Consider the following 15,353-nt stretch of genomic DNA (forward strand, 5'->3'; position numbering starts at 1 on the left):
CGTCATGCAGGGAAGCAGCGAAGGGCACGCCCTCAGTCCGAACACCCGCGAGCCCAGCCGGGAGCCCACGATCGAGGCTCCAACGCCCGAGCCGCCACGGAAGGCCCGCGTGGCCGCGAACCGCTTCGGGCTGGATTATCGGCGCGAAGCAGCCCGCCTGCCCACGCCCCCCGTCCCGATCGTCGACTTCCATGCCCACGTCAACGGCCCGGGCGCGATCCCCATCTGGGCCGAGGCCGCCCGCCTCTACGGCGTCAACCGCGTCTTCACCATGGTCCGCCTTGGCGACGCCGAGGTCGTCCGCGAGAAGCTCGGCGACATGGTCCGCTTCATCGCCTTCCCCGACTTCCGCAAGACCGACCGCCTCGCGGCCTTCACCCACGACTTCCTCGACGACATCCACGCCTTCCACTCGCGTTTCGGCGCCCGCATCGTCAAGCTCTGGAACGCCCCCCGCATCCGCGAGTTCTTCCCCGGCGACTCCGGCAAGGACATCATCGAGTTCGACGCCCCCTGGCGCGTCAAGGCCGCGGAGCTCGCCCAATCGCTGGGCATGATGATGATGGTCCACGTCGCCGACCCCGACACGTGGTTCGCCACCAAGTACGCCGACCCCCGCGTCTACGGCACCAAACTCTCCTACTACCGCGGCCTCGAGGTCATGCTCGACCGCTTCCCGATGCCCTGGATCGCTGCGCACATGGGCGGGTGGCCGGAGAACCTGGCGTTCCTCGATGGGCTGCTCGAGCGCCACCCGAACCTCTACATCGACACCAGCGCCACCAAGTGGGTCGTGCGCGAGCTCTCACGCCACCCTCGCGAGCGCGTCTTCGAGTTCTTCACCCGCTGGCGCGGCCGCCTTCTCTTCGGCTCGGACATCGTCACCACCGACGAGCACCTCGCCCCCAAAGCCGGCCCGCCCGCGCACCCCATGGCCGATCTCGCCAACAGCCCCGAGTCCGCGTTCGACCTCTACGCCAGCCGCTACTTCGCGCTGCGCACGATGTTCGAGACGGATTACGAGGGCGAGTCCCCCATCGCAGACCCCGACCTCAAGATGGTCGCCCCCGACCAGTACGACGACATGGCCGCGCCACCGCTCCGCGGCCTCAGGTTCCCCCCCGACCTGCTTAGCGAGCTTTACCGCGGCGCGGCAGAGAAGCTGATGGCGCGGGTGGGAGTGACTGTCTGACGTGTACACTTGATCTCGATGGAGCAGCAACGCAGAGTCATCGTGATCGGCGGCCCCAACGGCGCTGGCAAGACGACGATCTCCCGCTCGCTCATCGGTGACACCCTCGGTCTTTCAGACTTCGTCAACGCCGACGTCATCGCGGCAGGCCTCTCTGGGTTCGCACCAGAGCGTGCTGCCTTCGCAGCCGGCCGAGTCATGCTCGCACGACTGCGGGAACTTGCGGCCGCGGGCGAGAGCTTCGCCTTCGAATCGACGCTTTCGAGCCGTACGTTCGCACCGTGGCTCCGCGGACTTGTCGGTTCAGGGTGGCGCGTCCATCTTTCCTATGTCTGGCTCTCGAGGCCTGAACTCGCGGTGCGTCGGGTCGAGAGGCGAGTTCGTCGTGGCGGCCACAGCATCCCCGTAGACGTGATCAGACGGAGATACTTCCGTTCGGCCGCGAATCTGTTTGAACTCTACTTACCACTCGCGCGTTCTTGGGCGATCTACGACAACTCTGGCCCTGGCGCATCCATCATCGCTGAGCTCCGCCCGGCTCGATCCTCCAACCCAATAATCCATGATGCGGCCGCCTATAGCGCCCTGAAGGGAGCAGCGGAAAATGCCAGCGAAGAGGATTGAGAAGAAGCCAAGAAAATCGCTTGATGAGCTGCTGGAAGACGGCCGAGCCATGAACGCCGCCGTTCGCCGCGCCACTCGTGCGGCCGCAAAGGCTGACGCCACCCCCGTCCGAGCGACGCGGCGGAAAAAGACCGGGTAAACCTACCGCCCCGCAGCCGCCTTCAACTCCGCGATATCCAGCTTCACCATCCGCATCACCGCCTGCATCACTTCGGCGCTGCGTGGGCCCTCGATCAGCGGCCACAGCTCCGCCGGGACGACCTGCCACGAGAGGCCGAACTTGTCCTTCAGCCAACCGCACTGCACCTCGGCCCCGCCGTCGGCGGTCAGCTTCTGCCAGTAAGAGTCCACCTCGGCCTGGTCCTTGCACGTGACCACCATCGAGATCGCTTCGTTGAACTTCGCGTGGGGCCCGCCGTTGAGCGCGGTGAACTGCTGCCCTTCCAGCTCGAACGCGACCGTCATGACGGTGCCCTCGGGCAGGTGCATGTTCGCGCTGTAGTGGGTCACGCTGAGAATCCGCGAGTTCTTGAACACCGACACATAGAAACGCGCGGCCTCCTCGGCGTTCGTATCAAACCACAGCATCTGCGTGATCTTCTGCGTTATAGCCATGCCCGCATGCTAGCCTGCCACCCCGTGGCACCCCCCGCAACCCCAAAGAAGATCCTCATCCTCGGCGGCACGCAGTTCGTCGGCCGGCACATCGCCGAGGCCTCGATCCGCGCGGGCCACGCCGTCACCATCCTCAACCGCGGCCTCACCCCCGACCCCCTCGCGCCGCAGGTCGAACGCCTCCGCGGCGATCGCGACGCCGGCCCCGACGGCCTCGCCGCCCTCCGCAATCGCACATGGGACGCCTGCATCGACGTCAGCGGTTTCACGCCCCTCCAGGTCCGCCCCGCCCTCGATCTGCTCCGCAACCGCATCCACCGCTACGTCTTCATCAGCGCCGTGGCCGTCTACGGCGACCCGCCCCGCGGCCCCGTCACTGAAAACTTGCCGCTCCTCGCACCCGCTCCCGACGACGTCGTAGACCTCGACCAGGAGATGTACGGGCGCGCCAAGGTCGCCTGCGAGAACCTCTGCAACGCGACCTTTGCCGATCGCGCCACCATTCTCCGCCCGCAGATCGTCGCCGGCCCCCACGACCCCTCCGACCGCTACTCCCACTGGGCTCGGCGCGTCTCGCAGCCCGGCCCGATCCTCGCCCCCGGCGACGGCTCCGACCACGTGCAGGTCATTGACGCGGCGGACCTCGCCCGCTTCGCAATCCGCACCATCGAGCACCACATCGGCGGCATCTTCAACCTCGCCGGCCCGCGCCTCACGTGGCGAGAGTTCCTCCGCGCCATGGGCGCCCGCGACAAGGACCTCGCCTGGACGCCAGCATCACTGCTTCAACGCGAGAACATCACCGAGCAGCAGCTCCCCCTCTACCGCCAGGATGGCGGCTACCGCAGCGCCCTCATGCACGTGGACAGCACCCGCGCGCAGGCCGCGGGCCTCGTGCTCACCGAACCCGCGGCCACCGCCGCCAGCATCCGCGCCCACCTGCATGACATCCCTAGCTCCCCTGTGCTCACCCCCGCACACGAGCGCGAACTCCTGCAGCTCGCCGCCCACGCCCGGGACTGAGCCGCACAAATCATCTGGAAGCGCCCACCCGCACCCGGTACGCTGCCCTCATGAGCACCACCACCACCCCCGCCCCAGCCACCAACACCGCCAAGCCCGACTTCACGCCCCCGCCGCCCAGCCCCGAGCACCTCGCCACCAAGCAGGTCGCCGACCGACTCGTCGCCCTCGTCCGCGAGGGCAAGAGCTACCAGGCGATCCAGGAGCTCTACGCCGACAACGCCCGCCACCTCGAGCCCTTCTCCATGCCCGGCTGCCCCGGCGTCAACGAGGGCAAGCAGCGCCTGCTCCAGATGTGCGAGCACTGGGAGAAGACCACCACCGTCCACAGCGCCACCTGCGGCGACCCCATCGTCAACGGCAACCAGTTCATCTGCCCCATGTCCCTCGACGCCACCAGCACCGAGGGCCCAATGGCGAACAAGCGCATGCAGATGAGCGAGACCGCCCTCTACACCGTCAAGGACGGCAAGATCACCGAGGCGCGGTTCTTCTATGGCTGCGGGATGTAGCTCCTCAGCTGGGCACGGTAAGAGAAGGTCAACGGTCGATCGTCATAGAGGTCCTCGCAGACCTCGATGACCTACTGCCTTTCACTCGAACCTACTCCACCCGCTGCGTCTCCCCAATCAGCGCCCGCATTGCCCGCTCCATCCGTTCCGCGGTCTCTTCATCCAGCCGCCCCGACACCCCGCCACTGAACACACACGCGCCCAGGCGATCGTTGAACCCGCCCGTCGCGCTCACCAGCCGCAGCGTCGCGTTCCGCACGCTGCCCTCGAACACCTTGTCGCCCGCGTCCGCGCCGTCAACAAAGAACCCGCCGCCGCCGTACACGCCGATCTCCCCGCGCGCCAGCACCATGCACCGCAGCGTGGCCGTGCTCGCCGTGTCCGCGATCGGCGTCCGCCCCGACTTGGGCCGGATGAACATCCGCACGTGGACCAGCGTGCCCGCCATGTCGCTCACGTCCGCCCCCGCGTTCCACACGCTCTCGGGCAGGTCGGTCATGTAGATGTCCACCGTGTCCGCATCCCGCGGCGCGTACACCCGCGTGGGCAGGCTCAGCCGCAGCTCGCCCTCGCCCTGCAGCGATTGCAGGCGCGCCTCCCCGCCCGAGTGCCCGATCCCGCACCCGCCCAGCAGGCAGCACGCGAAACAGCACAGAAACACCGCCGCCACCAACCCAGCGCGTGAACAGCCATTCAGCATGGCGTGAAGATACGCGAATCAACTCGGGCCCGCGCATCCAGCCGGATGGAACCGCTCGCCCCTCCCCGCGTCTATACCCTTACATGTGCGGGCGCACGACGCGCCCGACCCAGGCGCGAAGCTCGCGGCCACAGCCGCTGGAGCGAACACGCCAGAAAGGGCCCAGCGATGGTCCGTCCTCCCGTGCTCGCCGCCGTTGTTGCGCTTGTCTCATTGGCCGGGCTCGCCCCCGAGTCCCTCGCCCAGGCCCGCTCGCAGCCCCGCTCAAGCGACGCCGGCCAGCGCCACCACCGCCCGCCCCGTCCCACGCCGCCGCCCCGCCCGACCCGTCCCGTCTACCGCGGCGGCAATGACGCGGGCGGTGACAGCAACGTCCTGCCCGGCTCCATCGCCCCGCGCTCTTACCTCGGCATCGGCACCAGCAGCCGCGCCAACATCGACCTACTCAACAACCCCGCGGCCAACCGCCAGTTCCCCTCCCCACCCGTCGTCGTGACGCCCATCCCGCCCCGCCACGACCACGATCATCACCACCACCACTGGGACCGCGACGACCGCGCCCGCTGGTGGTATTACAAGAACCGCGACCGCCACGACCATCACCGCACGCCCATCTACTACCACTTCCCGCGCGAGACCTTCGTCAGCATCGGCTCTGGCCTCTCCATCGGCGGCTTCGGCTACCCCTACCCCGTGAACTACCCCGTCTACACGCAGGGCTACACCCCCACCGTCGGCGTGATGAACCTCCCCGCGCCCGCGATCGTCTACGACCAGGCCACAGGTGCGTACATCTACGCCTACGGCAATCCCTACGGCCCGCCCCTCGTCCCTGCGACGACACCCGCCCCCGCGCCCGCCACCACCCCCGAGGTCGTGTACGCGCCGCCGCGCGAGCTCACGCCGATGGAGCAGGCAGTCGAAGAGCTGCGCCTCGGCATGCCCGACCGCGCCCTCACCACCTTGCGCGACCACCTCAAAAAGAACGCCGACGATGCCCGCGCCCACCGCGTGCTGGCCGTCGCCCTCCTCGAGCAGCGCCGCTTCGACGACGCCGTGGCGTCCCTTCGTCAGGCCTACCGCACCGACCCCACGCTCGCCGACTCCGCGCTCAACGCCTACGAGCTGGGCTACACCGACGAGTCCCTCCGCTCGCTCGTCGTCCGCACCGTCACCTACGCCAACCGCGTGAACACCGGCTCCTCCTGGCTCACCGTCGCGGCCCTGATGCAGGCCGAGGGCCGCACCGAACAGGCCCGCAACGCTCTCGACAAGGCCCGCCGCCAGGGCCTCGAGCCCGAGGTGCTGGGCGCCATGAAGGCCGCCTTGAAGCAGAGCTAGACCGCGGCGGCGGTGAGCGGACTCAGCACCCGGAAACTGCAACCCAACCCGCCCCGCCCGTGGTATCACTGTGGTACCGGCGCCCCGCGCCGGCCGGGGACCACTCAATGCACCGCACCGCCGTGACCGTCGGCTGCCTGACGCTCGCCCTCCTTGCCGGCGGTGCCCGCGCGCAGACTCCACAGACCCCGCCACAAGACCGGGTGGAGAAGCCCCGCTACGACGAAGCCGGCCCGCGCTCGGGTGGCCGCTCGCCCATGCCGACCAAGCGCGTGTACGAGGATGGCCTGCAGCGCCGGCTCTTCCCTAGCGGCTTCAAGCGCATCGCCATCCCTTCTACACGCCCTCAAGGCTTTTCGGAGAAAGGGGGCCGCCGCCCGCTGCCCCGCATGATCTTCGTGCGCGAACCGGTCGTCCCAAACGTGACGCCCCGTCGCAACGACGACATCATCGGCGCCGCCAGCCTCTCCGACACCATCCGCGCCAACAACCAGAGCTACACCCGCGAGTACGAAAAGGTGACCCGCCGCAGAGAGGTCGACCGCAAGCACGTGCTGTCCATCCTGCGTGATCAAGAGCGGCTCGCGCCCGAGGCCCTGATCGAAGGACCGGCCCCGCGAAACTGCAACCCTTCCCCCTGCTCGCCCTGCCAGCCGCGCAAGAGCGTGTTCAAAGAGTCCGAAGCGGCCCGCCCGTCCATCGGCGCGGAGCGCAGCCCCCCGAAAGCCACCGACGCACCCGCGGCCTCGACCACAACCGCCGCACTCAAGCTTCCGCTGCTCACAACAAGTGAAGCGCCCCGCGTGCAGCTCACCGACGCCAACGCCGAGGCCTCCCTGCGGGAGCACGTCAAGGCGAACCCCGACGATTTCCGCGCTCGCCGCGACCTCGCGCTGGCGGAACTGAATTTCCATCGACCAGCCGACGCCGCCCGCACCATCGCCGCCGCCTACGCCAGCGACCCGCTCCTCGCCCGCGAACCGATGAACCTTGCCGCTCTGGGCCTGGACGACACCACATCACGCAGTCTGGCCACGCTGGCCCACAACACCGCCATAAGAGCGAACACGTCCGACACCTGGCTGCTTGTCATCGTTCTCCGACAGGCGCAGGGCCAGCTCGTGCAGGCGATCGCCGCGTGCGACAAGGCCGAGAAGGCCGGCCTCGACGCGGCCCTCGTCGGCGTGTTCCGCCACTCCATGTCCAGATAAGCTGTCCATCGGAGAAAAGCCGTGCGTCCCACCCCTGCCGCAGTCCTGCTCACCGCGATGCTTGCGACCGCCGCGGGCGCGCAGACCACAACGACGTACGACGAGCCCGGCCCCGGCCGCTCCAACGTGTCCCCGACCGCTCGCTCCCGCGCGCCCCGCACCACGGTGGGCACGCCCGCGCAGACCACCTCCCCCGCAGCCCCGAAGACGACCCAATCCACCGGCGCCGTCCGCTCTGCCCCCGCCGCACGCACGTCAGCAATGAGCGTCAACACCCGCCCGTCCGGCCGCTGGATCACACTTCGAAAGATCTACCCGGAGGGCTTCGCGCGCATGCCGCTCACCTACGGCCGCATCATGCCCATCGGACTGCCGCGCATCCCGGAGAAGGTCGTCGGGCACGTCCGCCCCACCATGGCCCTGCTCGAGAGCCCGCGCCGGTTCCTCACTGAGACGCCCATGCCGACCGACGCTCCGATGAGCGTCCTCCGCAACAAGCGCGCGTTCGAGCCAGACCTCATCCGCGCCCACATCCGCGACGGCGAGCACGCGAAGCTCGCCCCCGCCGCGAGTGCCGCGCACGCGGAGCGCGGGCGTGCGAGCAGCGACCGCGCTCAGGACGAGCGGTTCGAGCGCTGTCGGCGCGAGCACCAGTTCCGAGTCGCGGGCATCGGTCCCCCCACCCCCAACGAGCGCATCGGCAGCGGCATCTCCGACCCCAACCTCCGCCCCAGGTACGAAGAGGGGTTCGACCCCAGGACCCTCGCCACCGACACGCCGCGCGCCCTCACCGAGCTCCAGTCGCATCTCAAGACCCACCCCGACGACTTCCACTCCCAGCGCCTGCTCGCGATCGCGCACCTCGCCAGCCGCGACGCCGCTCAGGCCGCCACCACCATGGCCCAGGCGTACGCCTCCGACCCGCTCCTCGCGAGCGAGCCCCTGGACCTTGCAGCGCTCGGCTTCGAGCCCGCCCGCATCCCCCCGCTCACCGCCCTCGCCGCCGGGCACGCCAACAAGGACGCCACCAACGCCCACCTGCTCACCCTCGTCCTCCACCAGGCCCAGGGCCACAAGGACAAAGCCAAAGCCACCCTCGACCGCGCCCGCAAGGCCGGCCTCTCCCACGAGCTGGCCGACCTCTTCGCCGAAGCCCTCCGGTAATCACCGCCCCCCGAAAGGGGGCCGCGGAGGATGGCTGCACCTCCCCACCTCCCCACCTCCCCACCTCCCCACCTCCCCACCTCCCCAGCTTCACCCCTCCACTCCACTTCTCCTCCCCTCCTCCACTCCTCCACTCCCACCCCCTTGCCCCACCCCGCCTCCCAGCTATCATCCTCTCCCTTCTGGAAGCCCCTGCGCTGACGCGGAGCGGGTTTACATCCAGGACCGGTTGAACTACCGGACTCCGCTCGCACCCAGGCCGGGGCGGGCACGCTGAAAGGGCCAGGCAGGTTGCCGAGCCCTCCAGCAAAGGAGCCGGTGGGAGGTTTGCAAGAATGGCCAAGAAAGAAGTCACCAACGTATTCAAGATCATGGCCACGGGTGGCGCTGCCACCCCGGCTCCTCCCCTGGGCCCGGTTCTGGGCTCCAAGGGTGTGAACCCCGGCCAGTTCATCCAGAAGTTCAACGCCGCGACCCAGAACGTCAAGGGCAAGGTCGTCGGCTGCATCGTGACGGTCTACTCCGACCGCACGTTCGACTTCGAGGTGAAGAGCTCCCCCGCCAGCGTCCTCATCCTCGAGGCCGCCGGCAAGGAGAAGGGCTCGGGCGTCCCCAACAAAGAGAAGATCGGCAAGATCTCCAAGGCCCAGGTCGAGAAGATCGCCAAGGAGAAGATGGTCGACCTCAACTCCGCGAGCCTCGAGGCCGCGATGCGTGTGATCGAAGGCACCGCCCGCTCCATGGGCGTTACGGTCGAAGGTTGACCGGTACGAGCCCCGACCGTGAGGGAGGGGTTCTGAAAGGAGAAGAACCAGTATGCCGGTCAGAATCAGCAAGCGTCGTAAGGCCAACATGGCCATCACCCCCAAGGACGCGATCCTCCCCACCGAGGCCGTCGCCACCCTCAAGAAGTTCAAGGGCCCCAAGTTCGACCAGACGGTCAACGTGGTGATGCACCTCAACCTCGACACCGCGCAGAGCGACCAGAACCTCCGCGGCGCCATCAGCCTCCCCAAGGGCATCGGCAAGTCCAAGCGCGTCGTTGCCTTCTGCCAGTCCGACGTGGCCCAGCAGGCCCTCGCGGCCGGCGCCGTCAAGGCCGGCGGTGAGGACCTCGTCGCCGAGATCGAAAAGGGCTGGATGGACTTCGACGTCGCCGTCGCGTCCCCCGACATGATGCGCGTCGTCAGCCGCCTGGGTAAGGTCCTGGGCCCCAAGGGCCTCATGCCCTCCCCCAAGGCCGGCACCGTGACCCCCCAGGTCCCCGAGGCCGTCAAGGAATACTCCGCCGGCAAGGTCGAGTACCGCGCCGACAAGGCCGGGAACATCCACGCCGTCATCGGCAAGATGAGCTTCCCCGAGGACAGCCTCGTCGCCAACCTCGAGTTCTTCATCCACGCGATCGAGCGGGCCCGCCCCTCGACCGTGAAGGGTCAGTACATCAAGAAGATCACCGTCAGCGGGGCCATGACCCCCGGCGTGCAGGTCAAGCACGTTTCTGCCGTGGTGGAGGAGTAAGCCATGTCGAAGACCGTCAAGCAGATCATCATGCGGGACTACAAGAACCGCATCGCCGGCGGCGGCGAGGACTACGGCAACGCCCTCCTCATCTCCATCCGCGGCCTCAAGGCCATCGACACCACCAAGCTGCGTGGGTCGCTCGCCAAGAAGAAGATCAAGATCACCGTCCTGCGCAACTCGCTGGCCCGCAAGGCCTTCGAGGGCACCAGCCTCGCCCAGCTCGGCGAGCTGATGTCCGGCGCCTCGGCCCTCGCCCACGGCGGCGAGTCCGTGGTCGAGGTTGCCCGCGAGATCGTCGAGGCCATGGGCAAGATGCCCGGCCTGGAGCTCAAGGGCGCCGTCCTCGATGGCACCCTCTTCAAGGGCAAGGCCGGCGTCACCGAGCTGTCCAAGTTCCCCACCAAGGACGAGGCCATCGCTCAGGTTGTCACCCTCATTGTCAGCCCCGCGCGCAAGCTCGTGGCCCAGGTGCAGGGCCCCGGTTCCACCCTCGCCGGCATCATCAAGGCCGTCGAGACCAAGCTGGAGAAGGGCGAGACCATCGCCAAGGCCGGCTGATTCCAGTCCCGAAACATCATCACCGACTGGCCCGCCGCGGCGGGTTAAAGGCCGGATGTTCCGGCCCCTCTCGGTGAGTGTCAGAGAGCAGGCAAACCCGCCCGCCCTCAAGCGTTAGAGAAAGAAGCACACCATGTCCGACACCACGTTCAGCGCCAACATCAAGACCCTCGGCGATCAGCTCGCTGGCCTCACCCTCAAGGACGCCGTCGAGCTCGGCAAGTACATGAAGGAGACCTACGGCATCGAGGCCGCCGCGGGTGGCGGCGTCATGATGGCCGCCCCGGCCGCCGGCGGCGCCGCCGCCAAGGCCGAGGAGAAGACCAGCTTCGACGTCGTCCTCAAGGCCGCTGGCGACAAGAAGATCCAGGTCATCAAGGTCGTCCGCGAGGCCACCGGCCTGGGTCTGGCCGAGGCCAAGGCCTTCGTCGACGCCCCCGGCAAGCCCGTCAAGACCGGCCTCTCCAAGGAGGAGGCGGACAAGCTCGCCGCCACCCTCAAGGAGAACGGCGCGACCGTTGAGATCGTCTAAGTCCCATCCAGGTGCCACGATCCATCTCGGGTTGTGCGCCTGACCAAGACTTCCCCCGAGAGACCCGCCCTGACCGGCGGGTCTTTCCTTTTGCCCCTCCCCCACCGCCATCAGTCCAAACCCCGGTTTATCGCCAATCCGGCTGAAAAGGGATTGACCGCTGGCCTGAAATTTGCACGCGGGTGGATGGTTGACCCCACCCCCCGCGGGTATACTCATCGGTTCCGAACGGTTTAGGGCGAAGGCGGTACGCCGTTGAACCAGCACCACATTCAGAGTTGAGACGACCCGTTTGACTTGCCGGATTTAGTGGGACAAACGAGGTCTTGTTCTCCATCGAGAGGCACCCGATGGCAGTGATGTCTACGTCGAATATCAAGGTTCGTGACTTTTCCAAGCGCGGCGACGCGCTCCCCGTGGGCGATCTGACGCAGGTCCAGACCGACGCCTACGAGCGCTTCCTCCAGCTCACCAAGGGGCCGGACGAGCGTGATACCACCATCGGCCTGGAGGCCCTGCTCCGTGAAGTCTTCCCGATCGAAAGCTACGACGGGACGATGAAGCTCGAGTACATCAACTACACCCTGGAGGAGCCCCGGTACACCTCCGACGAGTGCCGCGAGCTCCGCCTCACCTACGGCCGCCCCTTCCGGATCGGCGTCCGCCTCAAGCGCGAAGGCCGCCCCGAGCTCCCCGAGGAGCAGATCTACCTCGGCGAGTTCCCCATCATGATGGGCGGCGGCGAGTTCATCGTGAACGGTGCCGAGCGCGTCATCGTCAGCCAGCTCCACCGCTCCCCCGGCGTTGACTTCTCCATCGTGTCCGCCGAGGCCGACCGCCCGCTCCACTCCACCCGCATCATCCCCGAGCGCGGCAGCTGGATCGAGCTGGAGGTGACCAAGAAGGACGTGCTGGCGATGCGCATCGACCAGTCGACCAAGCTGGCCGCCACCACCTTCCTCCGCTGCCTCGATGAGTCCGTCGCCGAGACCGACGCCATCCTGAGCCTCTTCTACGAGATCAGCGACATCAAGGTGGAGAACATCAAGCCCGAGCACTGGGCCGCGGAGTCGATCATCGACACCAGCACCGGCGAGGAGCTGATCCACGTCGGACGCCAGATCGGCGAGGCCGCGGGCGCCATCATGGCCAGCAGCCTTAAGAAGGTGAAGGTCATCGAGAACCCCAGCGACGTGCTGATCCTCAACACGATCGCCGAGGAGAAGCTCGAGCAGTTCGAGACCGGCGACACCACCTACGAGAAGGCCCTGCTGAAGATCTATTCCAAGCTGCGCCCGGGCAACCCGCCCCAGGTGGAGAAGGCCAAGGCCCTCTTCTTCGAGAAGTTTTTCGACGAGAACCGCTACCGGCTCGGGCGCGTGGGCCGCTTCCGCATCAACCGGAAGTTCGACCTCAACACGCCAGAGGACATGATGTTCATCCGCAGCGAGGACTTCCTGCGGGTGATCCAGTACCTGCTCGACCTCCGCAGCGGTCGCCAGGACCCCAAGACCGGCCGCCCCGTCGCGATGGTCGACGACATCGACCACCTCGGCAACCGCCGCCTCCGCACGCTCGACGAGCTCGCCGTCGAGGAGCTCCGCAAGGGCTTCCTCAAACTGCGCCGCACCGTGCAGGAGCGCATGAGCGTCAAGGACCCCGAGGAGCTCACCAAGATCGCCGACCTGGTGAACACCAAGTCCATTAGCAGCGCCATCGACTTCTTCTTCGGCCGATCCGAGCTCTCGCAGGTCGTTGACCAGACCAACCCGCTCTCGAGCCTCGTGCACGAGCGCCGCCTCTCGGCCCTCGGACCGGGCGGCCTCAACCGCAAGCGCGCCGGCTTCGAAGTCCGCGACGTGCACATCTCCCACTACGGGCGCATCTGCCCCATCGAGACGCCCGAAGGCACCAACATCGGCCTCATCGCCTCGCTGGGCATCTACTCGTCTATCGACGAGTACGGCTTCCTCCGCACGCCCTACCGCGAGGTCAGCAACGGCAAGGCCACCGGCAAGATCATCCAGCTCCGCGCCGACGAGGAGATGAAGGCGATCCTCGCCCCCTCCGACTCGCTCGAAGAGGGCGGCAAGCTCAAGAAGGGCGCCATCCTCGCCCGCGTGAACGGCGAGCTGGCCGAGGTTGATTCCGGCGAGGTTAACTACCTCGACATCAGCCCCAAGCAGATCGTCGGCATCTCGGCCGCGCTCATCCCCTTCCTCGAGCACGACGACGCCAACCGCGCCCTCATGGGTAGCAACATGCAGCGTCAGGCGGTGCCGCTCATCAAGGTCGACCCGCCCTGCGTGGCGACCGGCATCGAGAAGGCCGTGGGCCACAACAGCGGCATGGTGGTGAAGGCCCGCAACGCGGGCACCGTCACCTTCGTGGACTCCGAGCGCATCATCATCGACAACGCCGATGAGTACGTGCTCCGCAAGTTCGTGGGCCTCAACGAGCGCACCTGCCTCAACCAGCGCCCGGTGGTCAAGCTCAACCAGAAGGTCGAGAAGAACCAGGTGCTCGCCGACGGCGCCTCGACCAAGATGGGCGAGCTCGCCATTGGCAAGAACGTGCTCGTCGCGTTCAACACCTTCGACGGGTACAACTTCGAGGACGCCATCGTCATCAACGAGCGTCTGGTGAAGGACGACGTGTTCACGTCGATCCACATCGACGCCTTTGACGTCGAGATCCGCGAGACCAAGCTCGGCCGCGAGGAGTTCACCCGCGACATCCCCAACGTCTCCGAGAAGATGCTCCGCAACCTCGACGAGAGCGGCATCATCCGCCTGGGCGCCCGCGTGGGCCCCGGCGACATCCTGGTGGGCAAGGTCAGCCCCAAGAGCAAGACCGAGCTCACCCCGGAAGAGAAGCTGCTGCACGCCATCTTCGGCCGCGCCGGCGAGGACGTGAAGAACGACTCCCTCGAGGTCCCCGCGGGCGTTGAGGGCGTGGTTATCGGCGCCCGCAAGTTCAGCCGCCGCCTCCACATGAACGAGGAGCAGAAGAAGCAGCTGAAGAAGGAAATCACCACCTACGAAGCGGAGATGGACCAGAAGGCCATCGCCCTCTTCAAGCAGATGACGAACGCGATCAACGAGGCGCTCGGCACCCCGATGATCGACCCCAACACCCGCCAGAAGGTCGGCGCGTCGGACATCCCCGAGGTCATCCTCGAGCAGATCCGCACCTTCGACATCAAGTGGGCCAAGGGCGGCAAGGACACCCGCGACTCGGCCGAGAAGCTCTACCGCCAGTTCTGGCCCCGCATCACCGCCATCAGCGCCGAGAAAAACCGCAAGGTCTCTCACATGAAGCGCGGCGACGAGCTGCCCACCGGCGTGCTCGAAATGGTCAAGGTCTACCTCGCCACCAAGCGGGCCCTGTCCGTCGGTGACAAGATGGCCGGCCGCCACGGCAACAAGGGTGTGATCGCCCGCATCGTCCCCGAAGAGGACATGCCGTTCATGGAGGACGGCACGCCCGTCGAGGTGCTGCTCAACCCGCTGGGCGTGCCCAGCCGTATGAACGTCGGGCAGATCCTGGAGACGCACCTGGGCTGGGCCGCGAAGGTCCTGGGCTTCCAGGCCGTGACCCCCGTGTTCGACGGGGCGACCGAGCAGCAGGTGCACGACGCCGTGGCCGAGGCGAACAAGAACGTCGAGGAGCGTCTGGCCAACCACGAGAAGGCCGGCACCTGGCCGCACCACCGCGAACTGCTGGCCCGCATGCCCAAGGGCGGCAAGATCCAGCTGTTCGACGGCCGGACGGGCGAACCGTTCAACCAGAAGACCACCGTGGGCTACATGTACATCCTGAAGCTCCACCACCTGGTGGACGACAAGATCCACGCCCGCGCCACCGGCCCCTACTCCCTCATCACCCAGCAGCCCCTGGGCGGCAAGGCGCGCACGGGCGGCCAGCGATTCGGTGAAATGGAAGTGTGGGCGCTCGAGGCGTACGGCGCGGCCTACATCCTCCAGGAGCTCCTCACCGTCAAGTCCGACGACGTCGAGGGCCGCACCAAGATCTACGAGTCCATGGTCAAGGGCACCAACAAGCTCGAGGCGGGCATGCCCGTCGCCTTCGACGTGCTCTGCAACGAGCTCAAGGGCCTGGGCCTGAACATCACGCTGGAGAAGAAGAAGCTGGAGGGCGGGAGCCTGCTGTAAAGCGGCGGAACTATGGCGACGTGGTCTGAAATGGCGAACGAGAATGCCCTGGCGGCAAACCGGCTCATCCGTGAGCAGGCTGCCCGCTCAGGCATCTCGCGCGCCTACTTCGCCGCGTACTGCCATGTCACCGCTCGTCTGCACGCTCAAGGCGTCCGTCAGTTCGGTGAGCGGGGCAACCCCTC

Annotated in this window: 14 protein-coding genes; 12 read left to right on the plus strand and 2 right to left on the minus strand. The window is 67.3% G+C overall.

Annotated features, from left to right (window positions below):
- Positions 1 to 4 precede the first annotated feature (4 nt).
- Both VD997_10530 and VD997_10535 read left to right on the plus strand, forming a co-directional pair.
- Positions 5 to 1,192, plus strand: coding sequence for a hypothetical protein (locus VD997_10530; GenBank protein ID HYE62422.1), 1,188 nt, complete (start codon positions 5 to 7; stop codon positions 1,190 to 1,192).
- 18 nt (positions 1,193 to 1,210) lie between these two features.
- The gene (locus VD997_10535) at positions 1,211 to 1,816 is read left to right on the plus strand and encodes an AAA family ATPase (GenBank protein ID HYE62423.1); all 606 of its coding nucleotides are present in this window, start codon (positions 1,211 to 1,213) and stop codon (positions 1,814 to 1,816) included.
- A gap of 141 nt (positions 1,817 to 1,957) precedes the next feature.
- Here VD997_10535 and VD997_10540 read toward each other — a convergent pair whose 3' ends face one another.
- Positions 1,958 to 2,431 (minus strand): VOC family protein, encoded by a 474-nt coding sequence (locus VD997_10540; protein HYE62424.1) that lies wholly within the window; start codon positions 2,429 to 2,431, stop codon positions 1,958 to 1,960.
- 24 nt (positions 2,432 to 2,455) lie between these two features.
- On the opposite strand from VD997_10540, the gene VD997_10545 reads away from it, so the two are divergent.
- Positions 2,456 to 3,454 (plus strand): NAD-dependent epimerase/dehydratase family protein, encoded by a 999-nt coding sequence (locus tag VD997_10545; GenBank protein ID HYE62425.1) that lies wholly within the window; start codon positions 2,456 to 2,458, stop codon positions 3,452 to 3,454.
- Positions 3,455 to 3,504: 50 nt separating this feature from the next.
- Positions 3,505 to 3,966 (plus strand): nuclear transport factor 2 family protein, encoded by a 462-nt coding sequence (locus VD997_10550; protein HYE62426.1) that lies wholly within the window; start codon positions 3,505 to 3,507, stop codon positions 3,964 to 3,966.
- Between the two features lie 91 nt (positions 3,967 to 4,057).
- Here the strand turns inward: VD997_10550 and VD997_10555 are convergent, their stop codons facing one another.
- Entirely contained in the window at positions 4,058 to 4,666 is a 609-nt protein-coding gene (locus VD997_10555; GenBank protein ID HYE62427.1) for a hypothetical protein, read from the minus strand.
- A 168-nt stretch (positions 4,667 to 4,834) separates the two neighbouring features.
- Between VD997_10555 and VD997_10560 the strand changes: the two genes are divergently transcribed.
- From VD997_10560 to rpoB, 8 genes are all read left to right on the plus strand, one after another.
- Positions 4,835 to 6,007 (plus strand): tetratricopeptide repeat protein, encoded by a 1,173-nt coding sequence (locus VD997_10560; protein HYE62428.1) that lies wholly within the window; start codon positions 4,835 to 4,837, stop codon positions 6,005 to 6,007.
- Positions 6,008 to 6,114: 107 nt separating this feature from the next.
- The gene (locus VD997_10565; GenBank protein ID HYE62429.1) at positions 6,115 to 7,218 is read left to right on the plus strand and encodes a hypothetical protein; all 1,104 of its coding nucleotides are present in this window, start codon (positions 6,115 to 6,117) and stop codon (positions 7,216 to 7,218) included.
- Positions 7,219 to 7,239: 21 nt separating this feature from the next.
- Positions 7,240 to 8,382: a hypothetical protein gene (locus VD997_10570; protein ID HYE62430.1), complete on the plus strand. Its 1,143-nt coding sequence runs from the start codon at positions 7,240 to 7,242 to the stop codon at positions 8,380 to 8,382.
- Between the two features lie 335 nt (positions 8,383 to 8,717).
- Entirely contained in the window at positions 8,718 to 9,146 is a 429-nt protein-coding gene (rplK, locus tag VD997_10575) for a 50S ribosomal protein L11 (protein HYE62431.1), read from the plus strand.
- Between the two features lie 52 nt (positions 9,147 to 9,198).
- Positions 9,199 to 9,900, plus strand: coding sequence for a 50S ribosomal protein L1 (gene rplA, locus VD997_10580; protein HYE62432.1), 702 nt, complete (start codon positions 9,199 to 9,201; stop codon positions 9,898 to 9,900).
- 3 nt (positions 9,901 to 9,903) lie between these two features.
- Entirely contained in the window at positions 9,904 to 10,461 is a 558-nt protein-coding gene (gene rplJ, locus VD997_10585; GenBank protein ID HYE62433.1) for a 50S ribosomal protein L10, read from the plus strand.
- A 133-nt stretch (positions 10,462 to 10,594) separates the two neighbouring features.
- Positions 10,595 to 10,993, plus strand: a complete 399-nt coding sequence (rplL, locus tag VD997_10590; GenBank protein ID HYE62434.1) for a 50S ribosomal protein L7/L12 — start codon at positions 10,595 to 10,597, stop codon at positions 10,991 to 10,993.
- Between the two features lie 359 nt (positions 10,994 to 11,352).
- Positions 11,353 to 15,168, plus strand: a complete 3,816-nt coding sequence (gene rpoB / locus VD997_10595; protein ID HYE62435.1) for a DNA-directed RNA polymerase subunit beta — start codon at positions 11,353 to 11,355, stop codon at positions 15,166 to 15,168.
- Positions 15,169 to 15,353: the final 185 nt, after the last annotated feature.

The organism is Phycisphaerales bacterium, from assembly GCA_035627955.1.
In the GTDB taxonomy this organism is placed as follows: domain Bacteria; phylum Planctomycetota; class Phycisphaerae; order Phycisphaerales; family UBA1924; genus JAEYTB01.